At 32.7% G+C, this 22,883-nt stretch carries 23 protein-coding genes; 4 read left to right on the forward strand and 19 right to left on the reverse strand.

What is annotated here, in order from left to right; all coding sequences use genetic code 11:
- Window positions 1-515 precede the first annotated feature (515 nt).
- From GK51_RS00975 to GK51_RS01005, 8 genes are all read right to left on the reverse strand, one after another.
- Window positions 516-1,688, reverse strand: coding sequence for a glycosyltransferase family 4 protein (locus tag GK51_RS00975; protein WP_048331114.1), 1,173 nt, complete (start codon window positions 1,686-1,688; stop codon window positions 516-518).
- A gap of 52 nt (window positions 1,689-1,740) precedes the next feature.
- Window positions 1,741-2,073, reverse strand: coding sequence for a glycosyltransferase (locus GK51_RS02540; protein WP_048331115.1), 333 nt, complete (start codon window positions 2,071-2,073; stop codon window positions 1,741-1,743).
- Window positions 2,066-2,854 carry a glycosyltransferase gene (locus GK51_RS00985; RefSeq protein ID WP_048331117.1) on the reverse strand — a complete coding sequence of 263 codons (789 nt, stop codon included), beginning with the start codon at window positions 2,852-2,854 and terminating at the stop codon, window positions 2,066-2,068. The genes GK51_RS02540 and GK51_RS00985 overlap by 8 nt, the downstream gene beginning before the upstream one ends.
- A 105-nt stretch (window positions 2,855-2,959) precedes the next feature.
- Window positions 2,960-4,351 carry an asparagine synthase-related protein gene (locus tag GK51_RS00990; protein WP_048331119.1) on the reverse strand — a complete coding sequence of 464 codons (1,392 nt, stop codon included), beginning with the start codon at window positions 4,349-4,351 and terminating at the stop codon, window positions 2,960-2,962.
- A gap of 92 nt (window positions 4,352-4,443) precedes the next feature.
- Window positions 4,444-4,917 carry a class I SAM-dependent methyltransferase gene (locus tag GK51_RS02405; RefSeq protein ID WP_082132688.1) on the reverse strand — a complete coding sequence of 158 codons (474 nt, stop codon included), beginning with the start codon at window positions 4,915-4,917 and terminating at the stop codon, window positions 4,444-4,446.
- Window positions 4,904-5,218, reverse strand: coding sequence for a hypothetical protein (locus GK51_RS02410; protein ID WP_053069193.1), 315 nt, complete (start codon window positions 5,216-5,218; stop codon window positions 4,904-4,906). Before GK51_RS02410 ends, GK51_RS02405 begins: the two co-directional genes overlap by 14 nt.
- Before the next feature lie 4 nt (window positions 5,219-5,222).
- Window positions 5,223-6,140 carry a glycosyltransferase family 2 protein gene (locus tag GK51_RS01000; RefSeq protein WP_048331121.1) on the reverse strand — a complete coding sequence of 306 codons (918 nt, stop codon included), beginning with the start codon at window positions 6,138-6,140 and terminating at the stop codon, window positions 5,223-5,225.
- Between the two features lie 148 nt (window positions 6,141-6,288).
- Entirely contained in the window at window positions 6,289-7,218 is a 930-nt protein-coding gene (locus tag GK51_RS01005) for a glycosyltransferase family 2 protein (protein WP_048331122.1), read from the reverse strand.
- A 346-nt stretch (window positions 7,219-7,564) separates the two neighbouring features.
- On the opposite strand from GK51_RS01005, the gene GK51_RS01010 reads away from it, so the two are divergent.
- Genes GK51_RS01010 through GK51_RS01025 form a run of 4 tightly spaced genes read left to right on the forward strand, consistent with a single transcriptional unit; the run spans window position 7,565 to window position 11,846 of the window.
- On the forward strand, window positions 7,565-8,353 hold the full coding sequence (locus tag GK51_RS01010; protein ID WP_048331123.1) for a class I SAM-dependent methyltransferase: 789 nt from the start codon (window positions 7,565-7,567) through the stop codon (window positions 8,351-8,353).
- A 7-nt stretch (window positions 8,354-8,360) separates the two neighbouring features.
- Window positions 8,361-9,797, forward strand: a complete 1,437-nt coding sequence (locus GK51_RS01015) for an MBOAT family O-acyltransferase (RefSeq protein ID WP_048331125.1) — start codon at window positions 8,361-8,363, stop codon at window positions 9,795-9,797.
- A gap of 3 nt (window positions 9,798-9,800) precedes the next feature.
- On the forward strand, window positions 9,801-10,670 hold the full coding sequence (locus GK51_RS01020; RefSeq protein ID WP_048331127.1) for a hypothetical protein: 870 nt from the start codon (window positions 9,801-9,803) through the stop codon (window positions 10,668-10,670).
- 51 nt (window positions 10,671-10,721) lie between these two features.
- Window positions 10,722-11,846, forward strand: coding sequence for a glycosyltransferase family 61 protein (locus GK51_RS01025; protein ID WP_048331129.1), 1,125 nt, complete (start codon window positions 10,722-10,724; stop codon window positions 11,844-11,846).
- A gap of 27 nt (window positions 11,847-11,873) precedes the next feature.
- On the opposite strand, the gene GK51_RS01030 is transcribed toward GK51_RS01025, so the two are convergent.
- The 11 genes from GK51_RS01030 to GK51_RS01080 all read right to left on the reverse strand — a co-directional run bounded on the left by GK51_RS01030 (window position 11,874) and on the right by GK51_RS01080 (window position 22,836).
- The gene (locus GK51_RS01030) at window positions 11,874-13,094 is read right to left on the reverse strand and encodes a glycosyltransferase (protein WP_048331131.1); all 1,221 of its coding nucleotides are present in this window, start codon (window positions 13,092-13,094) and stop codon (window positions 11,874-11,876) included.
- Between the two features lie 153 nt (window positions 13,095-13,247).
- Window positions 13,248-13,958 carry a class I SAM-dependent methyltransferase gene (locus GK51_RS01035; RefSeq protein ID WP_048331133.1) on the reverse strand — a complete coding sequence of 237 codons (711 nt, stop codon included), beginning with the start codon at window positions 13,956-13,958 and terminating at the stop codon, window positions 13,248-13,250.
- A gap of 102 nt (window positions 13,959-14,060) precedes the next feature.
- Entirely contained in the window at window positions 14,061-15,044 is a 984-nt protein-coding gene (locus tag GK51_RS01040; protein ID WP_048331135.1) for a glycosyltransferase family 2 protein, read from the reverse strand.
- 4 nt (window positions 15,045-15,048) lie between these two features.
- Window positions 15,049-15,837: a glycosyltransferase family 2 protein gene (locus GK51_RS01045; RefSeq protein ID WP_053069194.1), complete on the reverse strand. Its 789-nt coding sequence runs from the start codon at window positions 15,835-15,837 to the stop codon at window positions 15,049-15,051.
- Between the two features lie 2 nt (window positions 15,838-15,839).
- Window positions 15,840-16,769: a GDP-L-fucose synthase family protein gene (locus tag GK51_RS01050; RefSeq protein WP_048331137.1), complete on the reverse strand. Its 930-nt coding sequence runs from the start codon at window positions 16,767-16,769 to the stop codon at window positions 15,840-15,842.
- Window positions 16,762-17,889 (reverse strand): GDP-mannose 4,6-dehydratase, encoded by a 1,128-nt coding sequence (gene gmd / locus GK51_RS01055; protein ID WP_048331139.1) that lies wholly within the window; start codon window positions 17,887-17,889, stop codon window positions 16,762-16,764. Before gmd ends, GK51_RS01050 begins: the two co-directional genes overlap by 8 nt.
- A 380-nt stretch (window positions 17,890-18,269) precedes the next feature.
- A complete protein-coding gene (locus GK51_RS01060; protein ID WP_053069196.1) occupies window positions 18,270-18,803 on the reverse strand; it encodes a glycosyltransferase family 2 protein in 534 nt (177 codons plus the stop codon).
- A 40-nt stretch (window positions 18,804-18,843) separates the two neighbouring features.
- On the reverse strand, window positions 18,844-19,992 hold the full coding sequence (locus GK51_RS02420; RefSeq protein WP_053069197.1) for a glycosyltransferase family protein: 1,149 nt from the start codon (window positions 19,990-19,992) through the stop codon (window positions 18,844-18,846).
- Window positions 19,993-20,110: 118 nt separating this feature from the next.
- Window positions 20,111-21,214, reverse strand: a complete 1,104-nt coding sequence (locus GK51_RS01070; protein ID WP_048331141.1) for a glycosyltransferase — start codon at window positions 21,212-21,214, stop codon at window positions 20,111-20,113.
- A 5-nt stretch (window positions 21,215-21,219) separates the two neighbouring features.
- Entirely contained in the window at window positions 21,220-21,927 is a 708-nt protein-coding gene (locus tag GK51_RS01075; protein ID WP_048331142.1) for a class I SAM-dependent methyltransferase, read from the reverse strand.
- Window positions 21,928-21,936: 9 nt separating this feature from the next.
- On the reverse strand, window positions 21,937-22,836 hold the full coding sequence (locus GK51_RS01080; RefSeq protein ID WP_048331143.1) for a glycosyltransferase: 900 nt from the start codon (window positions 22,834-22,836) through the stop codon (window positions 21,937-21,939).
- Window positions 22,837-22,883 lie beyond the last annotated feature (47 nt).

Below are 22,883 nucleotides of genomic sequence, written 5' to 3' on the forward strand. Positions count from 1 at the left end.
AAAAAACGTCTCGGAATAACCAGGTACCGCAGACAGCACCAACCCAATGCATTGCCTATGTTTATTTGTATTACGCATATATTAATATCATTTTTTGCCTGCTTCCCATTCGGAGGGTTTAATGTTTCTAACTTTGTCACACTATGTTCAGTCGAAGTACCTAATCAACAATTCCGACTTCAGTATTCCTTAATAAAATATGCTATGGTTTCATTTAAAATCCTAAACCCAATCGTTTTAAGAAATAGTGAGCTACCAAGCCTTAATTAAAAAGAAAGATACTAGGGAGTTACAAACCTAATAATTTTGATAATCCCAGAATATAAAAATAAAAAGCGAACGTTACACAGTCAAAATTTTAAATTAAAAGTAATATTTAATACCTGTGTAATTTCCTCATAAGCGATTTTGATTTTTGGTTCGTTTTGTATCAAGACAAAATGAACAAACACCAATTATCCTTTCGGAACGCCTTAACAATATCGGAAATCCACGAAAAACAAGTAAATTTATATTTACTTACAAAACAGGCTATAATAAACGCTCAACATCCCAGTCACCATACCCTCCTCCGAGTGCTGTTCCAAAATTTTCATCCGCGCCCGTTTCCGTATTTCTAACACATCTGCAACCGGTAATTTCTGAATCCTCATAACCGCATCAGCCAAAGCTTCCACATCCCGAATCGGCACTAAAAAACCGGTTTTGCCATCTGTTACTACCTCACGCATCCCACCACAATCCGCACTCAAAACAAGCGTTCCCCAAGACATGGCTTCTAGAACAACGTTAGCAATGCCTTCCTCAACACTTGGCAAAATCAATAAATCAGATTCCTGAATCCAGTTTTGAACCTGTTCAAAAGATTGCTGCCCAACCAACCGAACGTGATTTTCTAAACCTAAATCGGCAATGTGATATTGATACTCAATAGTGTTTGCAGCTCCAATTATAGTGTATTCAAATTGTAGACCAGCAGCTTTTAAAAACTTACAGGCGTCTAACGCATAGCTATACCCCTTTTTCCAATGCGGTCTTCCTACAGAAATAATTTGAAAGATTTTGTTATCTTTTTTAGTAATCGTTATTTCCGTATCCAAAGGTAAACCACTATACACCACATGAATTTTCTCTTGAATGGCTCCGTATTTTTGTGCTTCACAACCAATGGCTTCTGAAACTGCATGAAACCCATCTACTTTCGGAAAGTTAAAGCGATACATATCTGCTAACGGTTCATCGGCGATTGGCGAATAATTAATATGAGCACCACGCAAACTCAACACGAGTTTTATTCCAAACTCTTTTACCCAAACCCAGTCAGCTAATCCTTTGGCCCATTGCACATGAAAAATGTCAGGTTTATGCCATAACACAGGATAGCATTTAACTTTCGTATATAAATCAGTGCGTTTTTGAGCTTTTAATAGGGCGTTCAGACGCTTTTTATCAGCTGTTCTAAATAGGGTCAACAAGATGGAAAAACGCATTAAATGAAAGAGTTTAGAAAGTCGATTAAGTTTATAACTTATAAGCCTAACTTCAGAAGGGTACGAAGGTCTATCATTTAAAGCGCCAAATAGAAAAATAGCATGTCCAGAATCTGCTACGCCACGAATAAGCCGCTCAATAAAGGTCGTACTGGAAATCTCCCCAGAATAGATAGCTATGCGTATTTTTCTTTTCAAAAGTTTAATTTATTAATCCAAACAATTATAATAGTTCACTATATAATAAAGATTATTTAATACTAGTTAATTCTTGATAAAGCAAATGATGCCGTTTTATAAAGTCATCTATTGAGAAAGTATCAATTACGCGATTTCGCATTTCTATTTCAAGAGTTCTCCTATGTATTTCAGGCATGTCGATTATCATTTTAATTTTATCTTTTAATTCTAAAACATCATCTGCTTTAAACATAAAATCAGGAAAAACTTCTAAAATATCACGAACACCTGAAATATCAGACCCTATCACAAGGACTTCCATGGACATGGCTTCTAAAGGCGCATTTGGTATACCTTCTCTTCTACCTTCATCTTTTGTTGGTATGACAAACAAATCAGCCAAAGCTAAATAAGGCCTGACATCTAATTTTTTTTCCTAAAAACTGCAAACCATTTTGATCCTTAAACTGTGTTTTAAGTACTTGAGCATATACACCTGTATCATCTCCAACAATTAGAACTTTCAATTTTGGATTCTGTAATAAACTTACAGCATCACACAAAGTTTCAATTCCTTTTACAGGAACCAAATTAGCTACTGAAATAATAACAAAATCGTCTGGCAATAATCCCAATTGCTTCTGTAATTCAGTTGAACTCCCCATTGGCTTATAGGTACCAACGTCTATTGCTAAAGGAAATGTTTCTATTTTGTATAACATTTTAGAAAAATATGCCGATACCATGTCTGTATTAACAGTAATAATTTTAGAGCTCAATTTTGATCGTATGCTCCAAAATCTACTTTGCCATCCCATTGCTTTTTTTGTGTATACGTATGGTATTCCTGCCAATTTTGCCGCTAATGGTTCAGAAATATCAGAGCTCCAATGCCAAGAATGGATAATATCAAATTGGTGTTTTTTAAAAAAAGATCTAATTTTTAATACTCGTAATAAAAATGTTAATCTAGGTCTATAATCAGTAGTAAATGGAAATATGTGAATTTTAACATCTAATTTTTCCACCTCTTTAAAAAAAGCGCCTTTATTATGAAAGCAACATATTTCTGGCTCAAAAACTTCACGATCTAAACCCTTAACCAAATCATAAACGGATTTACCACTTCCCGCTGTATTGAAGTTTGGAATCGTATATAAAACCCGAATTCGCTTTTGGTTCATGATATCTTTTCTGTATTTTTTTCAGATTCGAAAATAAAACCTTTATAATTCTAAACCTAAAAATACATGTAATTAGAAGTTAAATGAAGAACACATTTAAAGTTATTAAAAATCGTTTGAATGCTTTTTGTGCCATAATGATAAGGTTAGTAACATACTAATTGCATGCGCTCCATTTACGGAATCATTATTTTTATAATCTAAATACATCTCGTTAATTATTGATCTTGGAATCCATTGATTAAAACTAAAATCAAACAAATAACTCTCAAGGTTTTTAGCATTATCAGCCCCTTGAAACTGTAACTCCCAATTACGCTGAATATAAGGATTTCCTAATAATTCTTGTTTTATACGTTTGGCTTTGCTTAAAATCCGGAAGGGCAAATTATATGGTATTTTATTGTATTGATAAGTATTAAGGCTGAAAGGCCTCTGATCTTGCCATGTAATATTTGCTAACTGTTTGTCTTGTTTTAAATGTGCAATTTGAAGGCGTCTATCTGCCAAATATTCTTCTGGAATAGTACAAATAAATTCACACATCCTGGCATCATAATAAGGCAAACTGATTGGATGTGCTGCTTCAAATACGGATAAATTTGTAGTGGTCCATCTGTGTGCCCATTGAGATGTTTTAAAAGCACGCACTTTAGCACTTATATTATCAATTTTTATTTTTGATATTGACGCCTCTATTCTTGCAATTAAAAACGACTTAAAGTCTCCTTCCAATTGCCATTCTTGCCATAATAATTCTGCAAGCTTAAAACCTTTTGGTTTAATTATCTTTTTAAGTAAATATGGTATAACTTCTGATTCTTGAATCCCTTCAGCAACTCCTCGATCAAACAGAACATCACCCCAATGACCCAATGAGAAAATACCATCCATCTTTTTCAGTTCAGGCAAAATAGCCATCTGTCGTGGATGTGTGAATTCTGAAAAGCAGCCATTAATTTCCGCCAAATCCTCAACCACATCCCACAGATAACCTGACTCTATTGTAAAAGCATTGAATTTAAAACCACAATTTTTAGCAATTCTTTTTGCAATTTCATCTTCACGAAATCCATTTTGGAAGGAATAACTATATGCATGAACGGGATTTCCCAAACCCTTAAGTATTAGTGCTTGACTCCGACTATCCAATCCTCCAGAAAGCGGCAGGATAACTTTGGAGTTGCCAATCTGTTCTTTTGTAATTTGCGAAAACAGTGCAACATATTCTTGAAGTACCGTATCGAAATCAATAGTTCTTGGACTATAATGCCAATTAAATGTAGGAGTACTTTTTAAAAGAATATTATGGGAGTCTAAAATATGTTTATGGGCTGGTAATAAACACGTCATATCGTGCCAGTACGTATCATCATCCATAAAAAAACCAGTAGCAATAAAAATACAGATAGCCTCTGAATGCAGTGATTTGGGAGCTCCTGCTTTTTTAGCAAAAACCTGTTTAGTAGGCAAAATAGGATTGTTAATGGTCATCATATAATAATATCACGAATATTATAAATTATATTTCTGGAATACTTTAGGAGTATAAATAAGGTAAAGTTTTAAATTATATACAAATATTAAATTCATTTTTTAACCTGTTCAATCCATAACTCGAAAGCATATAAATTCAAGTGTTGTGCTCTAAATCTATCCAGAACAGCAAATTCATAAAATTCATTTTGAACTTTGCTATTAATGGTATTAAAAAACGGATACTCCTTTTTAGCCAAAACACCAACTCCCCAATCCGTATCAAAACAAATTGAAAACAAATTAGTTTGATGTCTCGCTTTATAAAATGCTTTCCATGTAGTTCCATTCCAGAAAGACCGAGCGGGAGAGTTCACAAAATCATATTGCTCACGCTGATGGTATTCTGAAGGTGGATTACAGTCATGTAAAATTATAAACCCATCATCATGTAAAAAATTCAAACTATTCTTTATATCGCGTTCAACTTGATCAGATAGGTGTAAACCATCTATAAAAATGACATCAAATTTAATATCGTGTTGAATATGTAATTGTTTATTTTTTAACTTCTCAAAAAAAAAGATCTGAAGTCATATCAAAATCCACAGGGTTATCTTCAAATTCAATACCTGGATCTACAGAAAATTTAGTAGCACATTGAATCTTATTAAAATTTTTACGTGGATCTCTTACTCCAATTTCTAAATAATTTTTACCATCAACTAAAGATATTAGGTAATTTATAATGTCAGTTCGCCTAGGTTTTTTTAAGTTTTCAAGTGAAGATAACTGGGCTGTTCTTTTAAAGTATTCGTCAAAATAAATTGCTTTCCCAATTCGATTGTAGTTCATTAATTTGACCACATACTGCTTTACAAAATTCATACTTTTAATTACTAAATATTTTAATTTTTTGCGATATTCTTCTTTTTAGGTTATTAATATAACGCTTTTCAAAAGGACATTGTATAAAAAACCACAACCAAGTGCGCACATAAGCCAAACCATTTTTTGAGCTAATCTCCAATAAATATTGCGATCTCATGGCATATTTATAATCTGTATCGGTTATAATATCCGAATATTCGTAGGCAAATGACCGAAGTAATTCACGTGTTGCTTTAAATTGTTTGCCTTTATTTGAAGTAACAGAATCACGTTCTGGTCTTCGATCTAAACGTACCAATACATGAGGTAATCCATGAATATTAGAAAGTAGTGAAAAACGTAAAATATATGTCCAATCGACACTTATACTTGGATAATGTTGCGTAAAATATAACCCATTATCAACGTGAGTAGATTTCCGAAACATCATACAACTGTTTACTACTTTTACATGATATTTATAGTTCAATATAAACATATCTATTCCTGTTGGATAATGTTTACCATGAACTAGAAGCCCTGGAAATTTACCGTGAACACGATCACCATTACAAAATTCTGCAATCCCAGAAACTAATCCTATAGATTTGTTTGTATCTAATAATTCCACCTGTAGTTTTAAACGATCTGGGTAATAATAATCATCTTGCTCAGCAACTGCAATATAGTCTCCTTGAGTATTATGCACTAACCTATTCATGGTAGGTCCCAACCCTCTATTAACTTTATTTTTTAGAATCGTAAGTTTCTTAAATTTTGAAGCAAATTGCAATAAAATAAGTTCAGAATCATCTGTACTACCATCTATACAAGCTACAACCTCAAAATCACTAAAAGACTGTTCAACAAGACTTTCTAAAGTATTATTAAGTGTTTTGGCACCATTGTAAATAGGCAGTATAACGGAAACTTGAATCATAGGTTGATTTTAATCATATATTTTCAGCTAAAAAACACATCTGTGTTTGCACAAAATTGGCTTGGTTTACAAACTATATCTTAAATAAACATAAAGCGTATAATCTTAAGATAATAATATTGTCAATCAATAGGTTTAACTTTAATTGTTATTTAAAAAAATAACGATTTGTTCTCAAAAATAACGAATCGGAAATTAATTCATTCCGATATAATTTTAATAATACATTTCCAACACGATATTCTAAAACATTAATATATTTCTTCTTTCTAAATAAGTCTAAAGTTTCTTTTACATGAACAACATCGGCTCTGTTCTTGCAACGTTGTAAACCTTTAACACAGGCAAAATAATAGGCTTTTACCAAAGTTTGTCTATGAACATTCAACGAATAATCAGTACCAAGTTTAGTAATCAAATAATTAACTGAATCACAAGATTGTCTAACAATATCAGGTTTTAAACGTATGGGCTTTGCGCAATAAAAAAAATCAATTTCATTGTCTATAACGGTTTCTCTTGTTCCCGAAAATAAAGCTCTGATGGATAGTTCTACATCCTGCAAGCGCTTCAAATTTGGATCAAATTTTCCAATCTTCATGAAAAATGATTTATTCCATAAAATGGCTGTGGTTTGCCAAATAAATTTTGCATTTAAAAAACAATCTAAATAGTTTCCTTTCCAATCGGGATAAATCAACTGAATACCGTTACTATCAACTACAGCCTTATTTTTAAATATAACAAACTCATGGCATTCTACGTTTCTTTGAGCTATAAAAATTTCAGAAATATAATCATCTGCATCTAAAAAAACCAAATGATCAAAAAGCGCTAAATCCGCGCCTTTGTTCCTACAAACTGAAGCATTAGTTTTAACTGAATTAAAAATAATTTGAATACGCTTATCACCAAGCTCTTCAACCCAATTTTCAATCTCACATACAAGAGTTCTTTCAGAAAAATCATCTACAATTAGCCATTCCCAATTACGACTAGTTTGTATTTCCAAACAACCATAAATCCGTTTTAAACCATCTAAATCGTTAAAATGTGGAGTAATGACACTTATTGACATGAATAATCAGAATAAAATTAATGTAGAAAGATTTAGTAAGCTTCCCGCATTTCTTACAGATTTCAAATATATAACGATTATTGATTTTAACAATATATTCCTTTCATATTCACCCAAACACTTAAGTCGGTATATTTGAAATTAATACAACAGGTTCTATTGAAACAGTATTCGTTAAAAAAAATGTTAGGTTAGAAAGCATAGTATAGACTCCTGAATTCCTAATATTTCAAAAAAAATCAATAAAATATAGTTCAAAAAAAATTAACACTTATATTTGAAACAGTATACATCATAAATTGGGCATTTTCTTTGAATAGTTTAGTTGCTTTTAGATGTTTCACCAATGTCCTATACCTACAATATATTTTTTGATATGAAATTTGATTATGTTTATGATAAATTAAAAGATGTACCGTACATCTCAAAAAACAATGCCAAATCCTTATATGATTTTATCATAAAAAACAAACCTAAACACATTCTTGAACTAGGTATTGCTCATGGCACTGCCAGTTGCTATATGGCAGCGGCACTAAAAGAAATAGGTGGTGGGAAATTAACGTGTGTGGATTTACTGGAAGTAAAAGATAGTTTTAAACCGACTATTGAGGAGCAATTAAATAGTTTACAATTGCATAAAAATGTCGACATACATCGTATGCAATCTGGCTATAACTGGTTTTTACATGACGACATTAAAAATAGCTCGAATAATGAAGATCAAATTTGTAAGCCAAAATATGATTTAATTATTATTGATGGTCCAAAAAACTGGACTATAGATAGTAGTTCTTTTTTTTTATGTGATAAATTATTAAATGATAATGGCTGGATAATATGGGATGATTATAAGTGGACCTATTCTAGAGCAAACAAAAGGAAAGAAGCGACTGATGGTATTTCGCATAGAAGTCTCTCCGAAGAAGAATTGGAGACACCTCATATAAAAGCTATTTTTGAGTTGTTGGTTATGCAACATCCAAATTATGGTAATTTTATTATCCAAGAGGACTCAGATTGGGTTTGGGCTAATAAAACAAGTAGTCCGGATAAGAAACAGATCACCTACAAACATTCGCATTCCGTTCAATATTATATCATCCAAAAAATAAGAAAGCTTTTAAGAAAATAAAAACATCATGCTTTTCAATTCTATAGATTTCGCTATTTTCTTACCCATAGTGTTTATACTATATTGGTTTGTTGCCAAAAAACCATTAAAACTTCAAAACCTATTAATCGTCGTTGCTAGTTATTTCTTTTACGGCTGGTGGGATTGGCGATTTTTGTCTTTAATTATATTTAGTACGCTAGTTGATTATGCAATCGGTGTACGCTTAGGTAAAGAAACCCATACAAAAAAACGGAAGATCTTACTTTGGACGAGTATTATGGTCAATCTCGGATTTTTAGGATTTTTCAAATATTACAATTTCTTCCTGGATAATTTTATCACGGCTTTTTCGTTTTTTGGAACAGAAATACATGCGCGATCTTTAAACATTATACTTCCTGTTGGTATTAGTTTTTACACCTTTCAAACGTTAAGCTACAGTATTGATGTTTACAGAAAAAAAATAGAGCCCACTAAAGATTTTATAGCTTTTGCAGCATTCGTTAGTTTCTTCCCACAATTGGTTGCTGGCCCTATAGAACGCGCCACAAATTTACTCCCACAATTCTACAAAAAAAGAACCTTTAATTATTCACTAGCAGTTAACGGATTAAGGCAGATACTTTGGGGACTGTTTAAAAAAATGGTCATTGCAGATAATTGCGCGGTTATTGTAAATACGGTATTTGATAACCAACAAGACTATTCGGGAAGCACATTGGTTTTAGGAGCAGTCTTTTTTGCCTTTCAAATCTATGGTGATTTTTCGGGCTATTCCGATATAGCCATCGGAACAGCCAGACTCTTTGGGTTTAACCTTAAGCAAAATTTTGCCTTCCCGTATTTTTCTAGAGATATGGCCGAGTTTTGGCGCAGGTGGCACATATCATTATCTACTTGGTTTAGAGATTATCTGTATATCCCATTAGGTGGTAGTCGTGGCAATAAAGCCAAGGTAATTAGAAATGTATTCATCATTTTTATAGTTAGTGGTTTTTGGCATGGTGCAAATTGGACATTTATTATTTGGGGTGCTCTAAATGCTATTTATTTCATCCCATTGCTACTTACCAATAAAAATAGGAATCATTTGGAAATAATAGCCTATAATAAGAAATGGCCTTCTATAAGGTCGGTGTTCAATATGCTTTTAACTTTTGGCTTGACAACATTGGCATGGATATTTTTTAGGGCTGAAAATATCAACCATGCCTTTCAATATATAAAAGGCATTTGCAACAAATCACTTTTTACCATACCGGAATTAAGACCAACTAATATATTTGTACTACTTGTTATATTTTTAAGTATAGAATGGCTTGGCAGACGAGACCAATATGCTATTGAAACCCTTGGCTTGAAATGGAAACGTCCATTAAGACTTGCTTTTTACTACACCTTGATAGTCATCATACTCTTGTTTAGTAAAAATGAAAACACTTTCATTTATTTTCAATTTTAGAAAATGAAGTTATTTATAAAAAATATCATCCTATTCTTGGTCATTCTTTACGGAAGTATTTTTACTATGGTAGTGACCAGTAATTATGTTATCAACACACGAGCAAATTTCAAACTGAAACCAAATACTAATAAGATTGTTTTAGGAAACTCGCATCCTGCAGGAACTTTTAATGATTCAATAATTTCAAACTTTAAAAATTTATCCGATCCTGGAGATTCCTATTTTTATGGCTATCAAAAAATAAAAGAGATTTTAAAACAAAATCCGCAAGTAGACACGGTGTATGTTGAATTTAATCCTAAAACCATATTAATTTGGGAAGACACCAAACTATGGAAAAAAAATCAAGTACCAAACTATCTAGCGTTCCTAGATATTAAAGACCATGTATTATTGGCTACTAACAATAATTTAGCATATCAACAGGAAATTCTTAAAGGTATTGTTACAAATTTAAAACGTATTGCCTTTAATCAGTATCATTTTACAGATTATATTGGAGGCTATAGACATAATGAAGGATCTAAAATTGATTCACTTTTAAGGACACACAAATTCGATCCACAAAAACAATATACCCTTAAGGAGAAAAAAATATCGAGATTTGATAGTGCGTATTTAAAAAAGATAGTACGTCTATGCCTTAATAAAAATATCCAATTAATTTTTGTGAGAAGTCCTTATCACACCAAGTTTGATGCACACAATTATGAAGACTTATTTCAATGGTATAGAATAACCAACTTTGGAGAAATTCCGTTCCTAGATTTTCAAGATTTCCCGATGCAAGATAGTGAGTTTAAAGATTTGCAACATCTCAACTATAAAGGAGCAAATAGATTTTCCAAGTGGTTTGAGGAACATAAATAATTTGGAGGTTAAGTTGAGTTTAACCAGACTTTAAAAAAGTAAATAAAATTGATGTTTTTAAAAAAATTCAGAAGAAGATTAAATAACCATTTGTCAAGGCGATACAAAAACAGTATAAATATTGCCAAAGAAAATAGCGAATCAACCGTCTATATAGAGTCTAATAATGTATATTCTTTCAGCAATAAAAACTTCACTTTTATTGGAAACCAACCGTATTGGACAGATTTCAAGAATATTAAATTACGGAAATTATTTTTTCAGAAAGCCCATAAAGTCGAAGTAATCGGAAAAGGCATTATTTTGGATAGAAATGATTGTGTTAATTTAGAATCCACCATTTTTCAAGAAGAATATTTACATAAATTAAAAAGCAATCATTTAGTAAAGTTTCGAAAATTTTTCCCCTCCAAAAAATTAGACAAAGCCATTGTTCTAACAAATTATTTATATGGCAATTATTACCATTGGATTACTGAAAGCCTTGGAAGAATAGCATTATTAGAAATACAAAATTTGAGTGAATATCAAATAATTTTAGATGCTAGTGCTCCAAAATTTACAATAGATTCTTTAGTGGAATTATTTGGCATAAGACCATCCATGATTTATCTTAAAAAAGAAACACGCCTTAAGGTAGCCCATATTCTAATCCCTTCATTTCCACAAACGCGAAATTCGTTTACCAAAGAAACCAACATTTATCACGCTGAAATAATCAGAAAGGTTAATGCTATTTCTAAAGCTAAAACAACTTCAAACCCAACTAAGCGAAACTTTATTATCTCTCGAAAAAAAGCAACCCAAAGGAGAATGATTAATGAAGAGCTATTTTTAGAAAAGTTCAATTATCTAAATTTGGAGCTTATTGCATTAGAAGAATTGACATTTAAAGAACAAATGAATCTTTTTAGAAATGCTGGTATAATAATCGGTACGCATGGTGCAGGTCTTGCCAATTTGGTTTTCAGCGAGAACCCTTTAGTCATAGAGCTTTTTCCCTCTAATAGATATAATAGAGACGCCTTTTATTTTCACCAAATAACTAGCGCTCTCGGAATTCAACATGTCATTTTAGAATATAATGCCACAAATTATGACAGACAAGACCTAATTGTTGATGAACAAATAATCTCAAGCATTAATAATATAATTACGGAAAAGTTAAAAATGTGAGTGTATCAAACTACTCACCTAAAATTTCTAGTCATACAATGCTTTAAAGCGCTCTGTCATAAGCTTCCTCGAAAAATTACTAACCGCAAATTCTCTAGCTTGATGGCTCATATTTTGAAACCGCTTAGGATTTCTTATCATTTCCAATATAGCTTGAGCACAAGCATCAACATCCTTTTCAGCCACCAAAATTCCAGTTTCACCATCAAGTAATGTATAAGGAACACCACCAGTATTAAACGCAACAACAGGTAATCCCATAGCTTGGGCTTCTGCAGTAACAACACCTTGTGTTTCACAGCGTCCTTTAGCACTAGTAATAGAACTCATTAGGTAGATGTGATGATCTCCTAACAAGCTTCGAATCTCTTCCTGACTTTTTTTCCCAACTAACGTGATGTAATTTTGGAGTTTCAAGGCGTTTATTTGATCTTGTAGTTCAGCAAAAAGCACGCCATCACCTACAATAGTATAATTCACAGCTAGTCCTTGAGTTACTAAACGTTTTACAGCCTCAATAGCATATGCAAAACCTTTAAACTCAATAAGCCTTCCAATGGAAATAAGTTTGACAGTCTGGTTAACTGTTAAGGCTTTTATCTGCTCTGGTTTAAAATATTGAACATCAATAGCCATTGGAATCACATGCATAATTGCTTTGCTACATCCAAGTTCAAGCACTTGGTTTTCCAAATACGGTGTATTTACGGTCACAAAATTTGAAACCTTAAATAAGGTCTTATAGACATTCTGTAAGTAAATTAGATCTTTATCATTCTTAAAATGGGCGTCGTGGCCATGAAAAGTCGTTATTAATTTGGCTTGTAATAATTTATTTGCTTTCATTTCAGCAATCGCTACGCCATCCATCGCAAATTGTGCATGAAATATATCCACATGCCTTAATTTTTTATAAAAACGAATAATATATGGCCAGTTGAGAACACGATGCCTAAAAGAAATATCCACAGGACTAATCCAAAATTTAAAATATTTAAGGATGAGATAAAACCCAACAAATAAGCGTTTAAATGTTGATTTGGGAATCTTATAATCTAATAAAATTGTATCTTCTAATAAGGCATAACTTTCAATAATATCGCGCTGTGTTGATTCTTCCAACGGCAGTAATCTCTTGGTTAAAATACAAACATTAAACCCTAAACGTTTAGCACCTAGTATCTGATTTGTAACAAAAGTTTCAGATACGGCCGGAAAACTTGATACTACAAAGCAAATGGTTTTCATAAGGTATAAACTATAAATTAGTAAGAATTGAAAATTATTTTAAAGTTAAACGCTGCTGGCAGTTTTTCAACGTCTCTGATAGGAATATTAAATTCAAAAAAAATACTGGGTGCTCAATTAAACTGAAATCATGACATCGTCAAAGGCACCGTTCTAAGATTTCTTTTTAGCCAAAACACATTGATGTAAACCAAAACCCCATTTTGACAAAAAAAACTCTCGCAACTTATTAAAACCTAACCTATTCGATAAACCAACTAGCAAACGACTATTTACAATCTTAAAATAACCCAATTTTCCAAAATTAAAAATAATAGAATCATAAGCTATGATATCAAATTTAGTTTGTACCAGTTTTTTAAATTGCTGTGGTGTCAACACCTTTTCTATCGGCTGACTTGACCAATTACCCCCTTTCATGTGGTCAAAAACCTTCTTATTCGGAGTTGTCATAATTAAATAACCACCTGCCTTAAGTACATTGTAACAAACAGAAATATAGGCTTCTTGATCTTCAATATGTTCAATAACTTCTTGGGATACCACAACATCATAAATGTTTGACCCAAAATCATAATCAACAGCATCACCATAAAAATAACTAACATGAGGATGTTTTGAGTTTGCAATTTTTACAGCTTCCGTTGATAGCTCCAATCCATCCGCATCAGCAAACTCTCCCAAAAATGCTGTAAATCTACCATCTCCACAACCTAAATCCAAAGTTCTAGGATTTTTAAACTTCTTTTTGGCAACCACAAAGTAATCCAAAATTTTAATAGCCCTCATGAGCTTTAAACTATTCATACGTTTACGTTCCGACCATAAATCATCGTAGTATTCACTTTGTTTAGCTAATTTCAATTGTCAAGTTTTTAAGTATTATATCAAATATAAGGTTTCAACCTAAATTAGTATTAGACAACCTATTAAACTGTCTCAAACTAATCACAAATCTGATGCGTGTTATTTCCTATTTTTACCGTTAATAACCAGTCCCCAAAGTGGTTGTAAAAGCATATATATTTTGCTGCCATTATACAAACCAAATTTCTTTATAAAGAACCAATAATAGCGCTTCTTACTTAAAAAAGAAGGCGCTTGTATCCTATCAAAATTACCAGCGGCTCTTTTAGCTAATTTAGGATATGTTTTCCGAGTCAATCTATATTGCATATAATTTAATCGCTTCGGGTAACTTAACAGGTATTCATTCTGACATGTAAGCAACAAGGCCTCAATTTGCAAAAAACTAGCAAAGGATGCATTTATTTTGCTTTCTGAATTTAACTTGCTCAAACTATCATTAGGTGTTAATCTATAAAAAGCTAAAACCTCATTAACACAAACTACCTTTTCCGCCCAAAACAAAACCCGTGAAAAATATTCGCCATCATCATTGGGGCATTTTGCTGGATTCCAATAGCCTGCCTTTTCTATCAATTCCTTTTTTACTAACCAAGCTAATGTAGGAATAAACCAATTATTCATACCATAACTAATCATAAGTCTTTGCCAGTTGGCATTAACGAATGTTCCAAATAAAAAAAAACGAAATTGGGTATGGGTATCTGTAATGTCTTTTTTAAAATCAATCCAAGGTGTATAGCTTACATCCGCTTGATGTTTTCGCATCATGTCAAGCTGTTTGGCAATTTTAGAACAATCCAAAATATCGTCTGCATCTAAAAACTGGATATAATCACCAGTAGCCTGCTCTAACCCATAATTACGTGCCTGTGAAGCACCACCATTTTTAATACGGTAACATCTAACCGATTGGGCTTCAAATTCCGAAAATAAATCAGCAGTATCATCAGTAGAGCCATCATCAACAACAATAATTTCTATGGGTTCATAACTTTGACTTAAAGCACTAGATACAGCCTCCTTTAAATAAGTTTTAGAGTTATAACTTGGGATAATAATGCTTACTAATGGATGACTCATAATTTTATTTAGTTGTCTTAAACAGTCGATTCCTTTTGTCTTGAATCCACACGGCAACCTGCACCAGAAAACGACCTTTCAAAGTCTGATTCTGCCCATGTAAACGCTGATAATCCTTCAATAAATTTAAAAATAACGGGTCAAAATTCGCTTTCAAATACCGTTTACGCTCCGTATGTCTTAAATTAAAATCACTACTTATGCCTGGATCTTCAAAATAACAAACAACTAAATCTATATACCTGCTTGTTGCTTGTTTAAAAACGATAGCATGGTTAGTTAAAATCCAGTCACTAACAACCTGATAAGAGGTATCATAACGAAAATCGTCATCAAATAAACCACGTTTATAGAATTCTGCTTGATGAGCTAAAGTGTTTGACAAAGCCATACCAAAACTCATTTCTTTAGGCATAAACTTTCTTCGCCAAGCATGACCTTTCCTAACAAAAACATCTCCATAAACAAGGTCTTCAACAGGTTTAAAAGCAACAAATTTTTCAATAATCGAGGAATCCACCAACCAATCGCCTCCATTTAAAAATAACAAATAAGCACCAGTTGCTTGATCAATACCTTTGTTCATAGCATGATAAATGCCTTTGTCTGGTTCACTAACCCAATACGCAAGTTTTTCTTTATGCGCTTTAATAAGGTCAAGACTTCCATCGGTGGAGCCACCGTCTATAACAATATATTCAATATCAGCATACGTTTGTTCCAATACACTAATCATGGTTTTTTTTAAACCAACTACATCATTATAATTTATGGTGATGATAGAAATAAGCATAATTAATAGTCCTTTAGAAATTTAGCGGCATAAACCGAACGAATCCCTGCTTCTAAAGAGATACGATGCTTCCACCCCAAACTATGAATATGACTTACATCAAGCAGTTTTCGTGGTGTACCATCTGGTTTTTCTGAGTTCCAAACAATACGTCCATTATAATTTGTTATGGATTGAATTAAAAGCACCAAGTCTTTAATAGCTAAATCGCTACCGGTTCCAATATTAATAGGCGTATTACCCGAATAATGCATCATTAAAAAGTAGCAAGCTTCGGCTAAATCATCCACATGTAAAAATTCGCGCATGGGTTTACCTGAACCCCAAACTTCAACTTCTGGTAAGTTGGCTTCCTTGGCTTCATGAAACTTTCGTAATAAAGCGGGTAACACATGGGAATTCTTTAAATCATAATTATCATTGGGTCCAAATAAATTGGTGGGCATGGCCGAAATAAAATCGCAACCATATTGCCTATTATAATTTTCACAGAGTTTCACACCTGCTATTTTGGCAATGGCATAAGGTTCATTGGTTGGCTCTAAAGCACCCGTTAGCATACTGGATTCGGAAATGGGTTGTTCTGCATATTTCGGATAAATACAAGACGAGCCTAAAAACAACAGTTTTTTAACACCATGAACGTAACTTTGATGAATCACATGGGCTTCTATCATAAGATTCTCATACAAAAATTCGGCACGATATATATTATTCGCTTGAATGCCACCAACTTTAGCAGCTGCTAAAAAAACATAATCTGGTTTTTCAGTTTCAAAAAAAACAGAAACAGCATGCTGATTCGTTAAATCTAATTCGGACGATGTTCTAAAAATCAAGTTCGTATAACCTATGGCTTTTAAATGACGGACAATGGCAGAACCCACCATACCTGTATGGCCAGCAACATATATTTTAGCATCTTTATTCATATTTAAAAGCAGATTTTGTTGGGTTTTTATCAAAGCCACCCAGTTTTAAATATGCATGTTTTTCACACTGTCGCAAATCACTAACCATCATCTCGGCTATCAAGGTTTTCAAGGTGTATTTTGGTTCCCAGTTCAGCAAAGCTTTACATTTGTCGGCATTCCCAACTAATAAATCAACTTCCGTTGGACGGTAATAATTAGGATCTACTTTAACCACCACTTGCCCAATAGGCAATTGGTATTCCAGTTTATGGCAAGCAGAAACAACTGCCACCTCATCGGCGCCTTTACCTGAAAAGGTCAGTTCAATTCCAACTTCTTGAAAAGCCATGATTACAAATTCACGAACAGTGGTCGTAACACCTGTAGCTATAACATAATCTCTAGGCGTCTCTTGTTGTAACATCAACCACATGGCTTCTACATAATCTTTAGCATGTCCCCAATCGCGTTGCGCATCTAAATTTCCTAAATATAAAACATCTTGTTGCTTTAAAGCAATTCGGCTGGCTGCGCGTGTAATTTTTCGCGACACAAAGGTTTCTCCACGTAAAGGCGATTCATGATTAAACAGAATCCCATTACAGGCAAACATATCATAAGCTTCTCGATAATTTACCGTTATCCAATAGGCATATAATTTAGCCACACCATATGGCGAACGCGGATAAAATGGTGTAGTTTCACTTTGTGGTGTTTCCTGTACCAAACCATAGAGTTCAGAAGTAGAAGCTTGATAAATCTTCGTTTTCTTGCTTAAGTTCAATAATCTAACAGCTTCTAAAATGCGCAACGTTCCTAATCCATCAACATTAGCCGTATATTCTGGGGTATCAAAACTCACTTTTACATGGCTCATAGCACCCAAATTGTAAATCTCATCGGGTTGAACATCCTGAATAATACGCGTAATATTCATAGCATCACTTAAATCGCCATAATGCAAGGTAAACCGAATATCGTCTTCATGAGGGTCTTGATATAAATGATCCACACGGTCTGTATTCAGTAAAGAGGCACGTCGTTTAATACCATGTACTTGATAGCCTTTTTCTAATAAAAGCTCGGCCAAATAGGCACCATCTTGACCGGTTATTCCTGTTATAAGTGCTGTTTTCATTAAATCGTGTTTATGGCTTTAATAATTATTAAAGCATTCTTTTTATGTTTTCAATATCTGCAACACTATAATCTTTATAGGTTTTAGATTTAAACTTTTTCAAAAAATAGACCTGACTTTTTTTAGTCTTAAAAAGTAAATTAGTTATTTTAATAATCACCTTTTCATAAAAATTAAATGCAAATGTTTCGTTTCTAATCAAATCATATAAATCCGCATTACGCACATTATAAAGTTTATATATTTGATATAGTTCGTCTTGTCTTTTATCACCTCCAACACCAGTTTTATGTGCATCATGAAAACGGTATAGAGATAGCGCTTTGTTAAATGAGTAAAATGGAATATGATTCTTTTGGGCTCTTAAAAACCACTCCCAATCAAAGCCAAAGTGATATTTTTTTTTCTAAAATACCATTTTTAATCCACACGTCTCTACTCCAAAAGGAAGATGGTTGTATAATCGTATCTACTAAATCTAATGGTATTGTTTTAAAATTTTTATGCACATTACTACCATGCGCACGAACGCCATTTTTGTTATCATCTTTAAAATGAATACAATTACCATAATAAATACCGTCTCCCTGTTCTATATACAACCTGGCTATATAATGTAAAACATTAGGCATTAAAATATCATCACTATTAAGCCACAACAAAATAGCACCTGTACTTTTTTCAAATCCCTTATTAATAGCATCAGCCTGACCTTCATCTTTTTCAGACACCCAATAGGTTAATTGATTTTCATACTTTTTTAGTATCCCTACCGTATTATCAGTGCTAGCAGCATCATATATTAAATACTCTAAATTAGGATAAGATTGACCTAGAACAGATAAAATAGTGTCTTCAATAAAGTCACCTTGGTTATATGAAGGGGTTACTATAGATATTCTGGGGTAGTTCATGCAATTAAATTAATAGTTTAAATATATTCTAAATTATATTTTATGTGGTCTTAATCAGTATTTTATGATAACTAAACTTAAGCCATTTAATACATTTATATTTTAGTCTGGTTCCAAACGTTTGTTTTTTTAGTTTTTTCTCAAATACCTCTTTTTCTTGCAGAATATCTTGTGCCTTCGTTAGTGTTATACCTGCTCCTTCAATTTCATAAATTAAATTATTAATCAGCGGCTGCATGCTATTTGAAAATGTCAAAATAGGATTGGAAGATGGTAATTGTGTCATGACTAAATCAGAACCTTTTATCGGTTTTAAGTCGTAAAAATCTAGAATAAATTTGGGTTGTTGAATGAATTTATCTTGCAATAAAACCAAACTATCATAGGTCAACTCAAATGTTGAATCATATCGCAAACTCATCGCGCCAAAGGCTTCAAACCTAAATGCCAGATCATAATGTAATAAATCGGTCTGAATTATATTTGTTTTTTCAGGATAATGCTGCCCAACTTCGCCAAAATTGGTAGACAACCCAACTTTAGGATACACAAAGTATTTGTTCGTTTCAACTATATAAGCTGCAAAATACTTTTTCCATGACGTTTTGGGCCAATCCGCAATGTATTTAGGTAAATAATTTCTATAATCAGTGTTTAATTTATGTAAGTCGTACCAAGTTATAAACTCATGCCATTGGCACATAGTCCATATCTGCCCCCAAGAACTTGGAAATTGCAAAAAGTACGTATCATAGGTACTATAAATTGGTTTAAAGCTATCTAAAGTTCCTTCCGATTTTTCATAGCTATACAATGATATTCCAGCTATTTGCGTATCATTTTCATAAAACCGCAAACTATCTAAGCTGTATTGATAAAAATAAGGCGACACAAATAAATCATCTTCCAATACTATAATATTTTCATACTGGTTCACTAAATCACCACATTTTAAAATGTGATTTTTCAAACCTATATTTTCCTCATGAGTTATAACAACTAGTTCACCATGCTCCCAAACAATCGCATTCGCAAATTGAATTAAAGGTAAATTAGCCTCATGATAATCTATACTAATAATCAAAGGAATAGTGTCCGTGGTATATTTGGCGTTCAATATAGAGCCAATTAGCCTTTTAAAACTAGCAAGTCTATTATATGTAACTACAACTATAGCTGGGTTTTTCATGAATTAGTAAGCCATTATTTTTTAAATAGATTATAAATTAAAGGCTATACAAATTAACAAAAAATGAATTAAACTGTAAGTCCTTGTGGCATATAGATGGTGTTTAGTTTTAAATACCTCAATTTTCATTTAAAACAGACCGCAACGCGTTAATATAAATATCCATAGTAAACTGTTGTTCCATACGTGTTTTTGCTTTTCTACCCATGTCCTTGGCTTTTTCTTTATCCTTAAGGAGTGTTATCATGGCCGCTTTCATGTCTTGAATGTCTAATTCCTCAACCAATAAACCCGTCTCACCATCAAGTACCACGTCGGGAATTCCAGCATGAAAAGTAGCTATAACAGGCAATCCAGCGGCTTGAGCTTCCAACACAGCAACCGGAGTCCCCTCACTATCGCCATTATCTGCCACCACAGAATGCTGTACAAATGCCAAAGCATGTAATAGTTCCTCACAGACAATGTCTGGTTTTACAATCCCCAAAAAAATAACATGATCCTCAATACCCAAAGCTTTTGCCATGTTTTTACAGGTATTTAAAAGTTCGCCTGCTCCTGCCATACGTAATTGGGCATCGGGAAATTCTTTAACTACTTCATTAAAAGCCATCAAAGTCAAATAAGGAGCTTTTTTATCAACAAAACGACCTATGGCAAAAAACGTGTTGGAGGAAAAATCAGGTTGGTTACTAAAAAATATAGGATCTGGTCCATAAGGTATTAATGCAATTTTCTCTTCCGGACAACCTATTGATATCAATTTAGACTTCATAGCATGAGATACAGCTATAATTTTACGCGCCTGTACAAACATAGCTTTATAAGCATCCTCATGTGCGGTTAAAACATCCGTAACACTTGCATCAAACCCATGGAAATGAACAACCAAAGATACATCTGCTTTTTTACAAATTTCTAGCAATGCCGCTCCAGCTAAACCATATTGTGCTAAAACCACATCAATCTGATGCTGTTTTAATACTGAAACAAAGTCTGTAGTGCTATTAAAAATAGGTCTTTTAAATACCAATTTGAACAACTTATTCAACTTGGTTTTATACCTATTAGCAATAACCTGATGGTTTCCATAAAAAACAGGTAACCAACCACCATATAAAACTAATTTGGCAGGCAACAAATTAATTTGAGCCTTTATAAAAGTTTCAGAATAGGCACTTTTATTAATAGTAGCAATAGCAACGTTTTTTTTTAATATCATCAATACTATTTTTTTGCAAGTCCGTATAATCCTGTTATCATCTGCCCTTCTTTAAACCGAACGGATTCTGGTTTATCTAGTTTAATTAAATAAGCTATAACGGGTTTAATTATTTTCGACAATACACTGCGCTTATTAGCAGACATAGGACTGCGTCTTACCCATAAACCAAGCATTTGCGCCATAGAGGCGTGCCAGCCACCTGTGGCTTTAATATCTATATCCGTAAAACCCGAATTTTTTAAATGGCGCTCTAACGAAAAAGGCGTATATCGGTATGCATCATGTGGCACTTCATGTAAATTCCATAAAAATGGCACCGTAAAAAAGAAAACACCTCCTGGCTTTAAAACCCGATATACCTCTTTTAAAACAAGTTCTGGGTCAGGGCAATGCTCTAAAACTTCAGTTCCAAATGCACATTCAAAACTACTATCTTCAAAAGGCATCGTAATACCATCCCAGGTAATATCAGGTTTTATGCCTGTATCATATGTTATAGCTGTTTCTATATCCAAACCTGTATAGCTGGTAACATGGGAGTTCTCTAGAATATAACCCTTATAAGGCATTTTCCCACAGCCTATATCCAATAGAGACCCAGAAAGATTAATTAAATTTTCTCTTAAAGCGTTTAAAATGGACGTCCTAATATAATACCTATCAAGATTGGATGAATTAAAGCCAATATTTATAAATTGATTATCGTCCATATTTATCTCTTAAATATTTTTTTTAATAACTGCGGAAAAGTTTTTTTTATCATCTATATCATGCATTTCATAATTAAATATAAACTTCTTGTTATGCTTTAATAAGTTATCCTTGTATTGTTCCAAAAAAGGCTTCAGTAACTTATCCTTCCCATTAGCTATAAAATTAATAGTCGCATTCGTAAAATGAATAAAAACAATCGGATATTTATTGTTGATAAGTATCTCATTGCCACGTTCAATGCGTTCACATTCAATTAAATTCCAATTTGAAACATTACAACCTCGGTGCTGCAAAACTTGAACTTGTTCTGAAAAATAAATAGACATTAAGTTTAAATAAGCTTGATCAACATAAAAGCCATCAGCCTTTTCCATTTTATAGGCACAAACAGATAACCACCAATCTAATACATTAATTGCGCTTGCATTACAGCCAAAAAAACCGGCATTAAATAAGCCTCCTGTAAATAGAGAATTAAAATTAACTGCATCCTTTAAAGGGTCTTTAGAACGCCAATGCGGTGTGATTATAACATCTGCCTCATCCAATTGTTCAAAAAGAAAACTAGGGTTTTGATAAAAATAAAGATCAGGATCTAAAAACAGGACTTTATCATATTTTTTTTCAAGAAGTAAATATTTTAAAAATAAGGGTTTTAACGCCCAACGCAAATTACTAGTAGGGTCATTTTCGTATAACTCAATTAATTTATAATCTTTTGGGTATGTTGTTTTAATAGAATCAAGTGACAAGACCTTAATGTTCTTATAGTTCTGTAATTCGTAACAATCATCTACAACAAGAACATTGAAATCTAAATGTGCATTAAAGGCTTCCAAAGAATCGAAAATTGCTTTAGTATAAACAAAATAATTAGAAGTTATAATAGTACAATAGCAGTTCATGCGTTAATCTATAATTATTTTTTAAAAAAATGTAAAATATACTTAAC

The sequence above is a fragment of the Bizionia psychrotolerans genome, from assembly GCF_001039595.1.

What these genes read in the sequence shown, in the direction of transcription:
- GK51_RS01040 (WP_048331135.1), bottom strand. Translation starts at nt 15,044, where the DNA reads ATGAGTCATCCATTAGTAAGCATTATTATCCCAAGTTATAACTCTAAA.
- GK51_RS01080 (WP_048331143.1), bottom strand. Translation starts at nt 22,836, where the DNA reads ATGAACTGCTATTGTACTATTATAACTTCTAATTATTTTGTTTATACT.
- GK51_RS01000 (WP_048331121.1), bottom strand. Translation starts at nt 6,140, where the DNA reads ATGATTCAAGTTTCCGTTATACTGCCTATTTACAATGGTGCCAAAACA.
- GK51_RS01060 (WP_053069196.1), bottom strand. Translation starts at nt 18,803, where the DNA reads ATGAACTACCCCAGAATATCTATAGTAACCCCTTCATATAACCAAGGT.
- GK51_RS01010 (WP_048331123.1), top strand. Translation starts at nt 7,565, where the DNA reads ATGTCCTATACCTACAATATATTTTTTGATATGAAATTTGATTATGTT.
- GK51_RS01070 (WP_048331141.1), bottom strand. Translation starts at nt 21,214, where the DNA reads ATGATATTAAAAAAAAACGTTGCTATTGCTACTATTAATAAAAGTGCC.
- GK51_RS01075 (WP_048331142.1), bottom strand. Translation starts at nt 21,927, where the DNA reads ATGGACGATAATCAATTTATAAATATTGGCTTTAATTCATCCAATCTT.
- gmd (WP_048331139.1), bottom strand. Translation starts at nt 17,889, where the DNA reads ATGAAAACAGCACTTATAACAGGAATAACCGGTCAAGATGGTGCCTAT.
- GK51_RS01045 (WP_053069194.1), bottom strand. Translation starts at nt 15,837, where the DNA reads ATGCTTATTTCTATCATCACCATAAATTATAATGATGTAGTTGGTTTA.
- GK51_RS01005 (WP_048331122.1), bottom strand. Translation starts at nt 7,218, where the DNA reads ATGTCAATAAGTGTCATTACTCCACATTTTAACGATTTAGATGGTTTA.
- GK51_RS00990 (WP_048331119.1), bottom strand. Translation starts at nt 4,351, where the DNA reads ATGATGACCATTAACAATCCTATTTTGCCTACTAAACAGGTTTTTGCT.
- GK51_RS02410 (WP_053069193.1), bottom strand. Translation starts at nt 5,218, where the DNA reads ATGAATTTTGTAAAGCAGTATGTGGTCAAATTAATGAACTACAATCGA.
- GK51_RS01025 (WP_048331129.1), top strand. Translation starts at nt 10,722, where the DNA reads ATGTTTTTAAAAAAATTCAGAAGAAGATTAAATAACCATTTGTCAAGG.
- GK51_RS00985 (WP_048331117.1), bottom strand. Translation starts at nt 2,854, where the DNA reads ATGAACCAAAAGCGAATTCGGGTTTTATATACGATTCCAAACTTCAAT.
- GK51_RS01050 (WP_048331137.1), bottom strand. Translation starts at nt 16,769, where the DNA reads ATGAATAAAGATGCTAAAATATATGTTGCTGGCCATACAGGTATGGTG.
- GK51_RS01020 (WP_048331127.1), top strand. Translation starts at nt 9,801, where the DNA reads ATGAAGTTATTTATAAAAAATATCATCCTATTCTTGGTCATTCTTTAC.
- GK51_RS02420 (WP_053069197.1), bottom strand. Translation starts at nt 19,992, where the DNA reads ATGAAAAACCCAGCTATAGTTGTAGTTACATATAATAGACTTGCTAGT.
- GK51_RS01030 (WP_048331131.1), bottom strand. Translation starts at nt 13,094, where the DNA reads ATGAAAACCATTTGCTTTGTAGTATCAAGTTTTCCGGCCGTATCTGAA.
- GK51_RS01015 (WP_048331125.1), top strand. Translation starts at nt 8,361, where the DNA reads ATGCTTTTCAATTCTATAGATTTCGCTATTTTCTTACCCATAGTGTTT.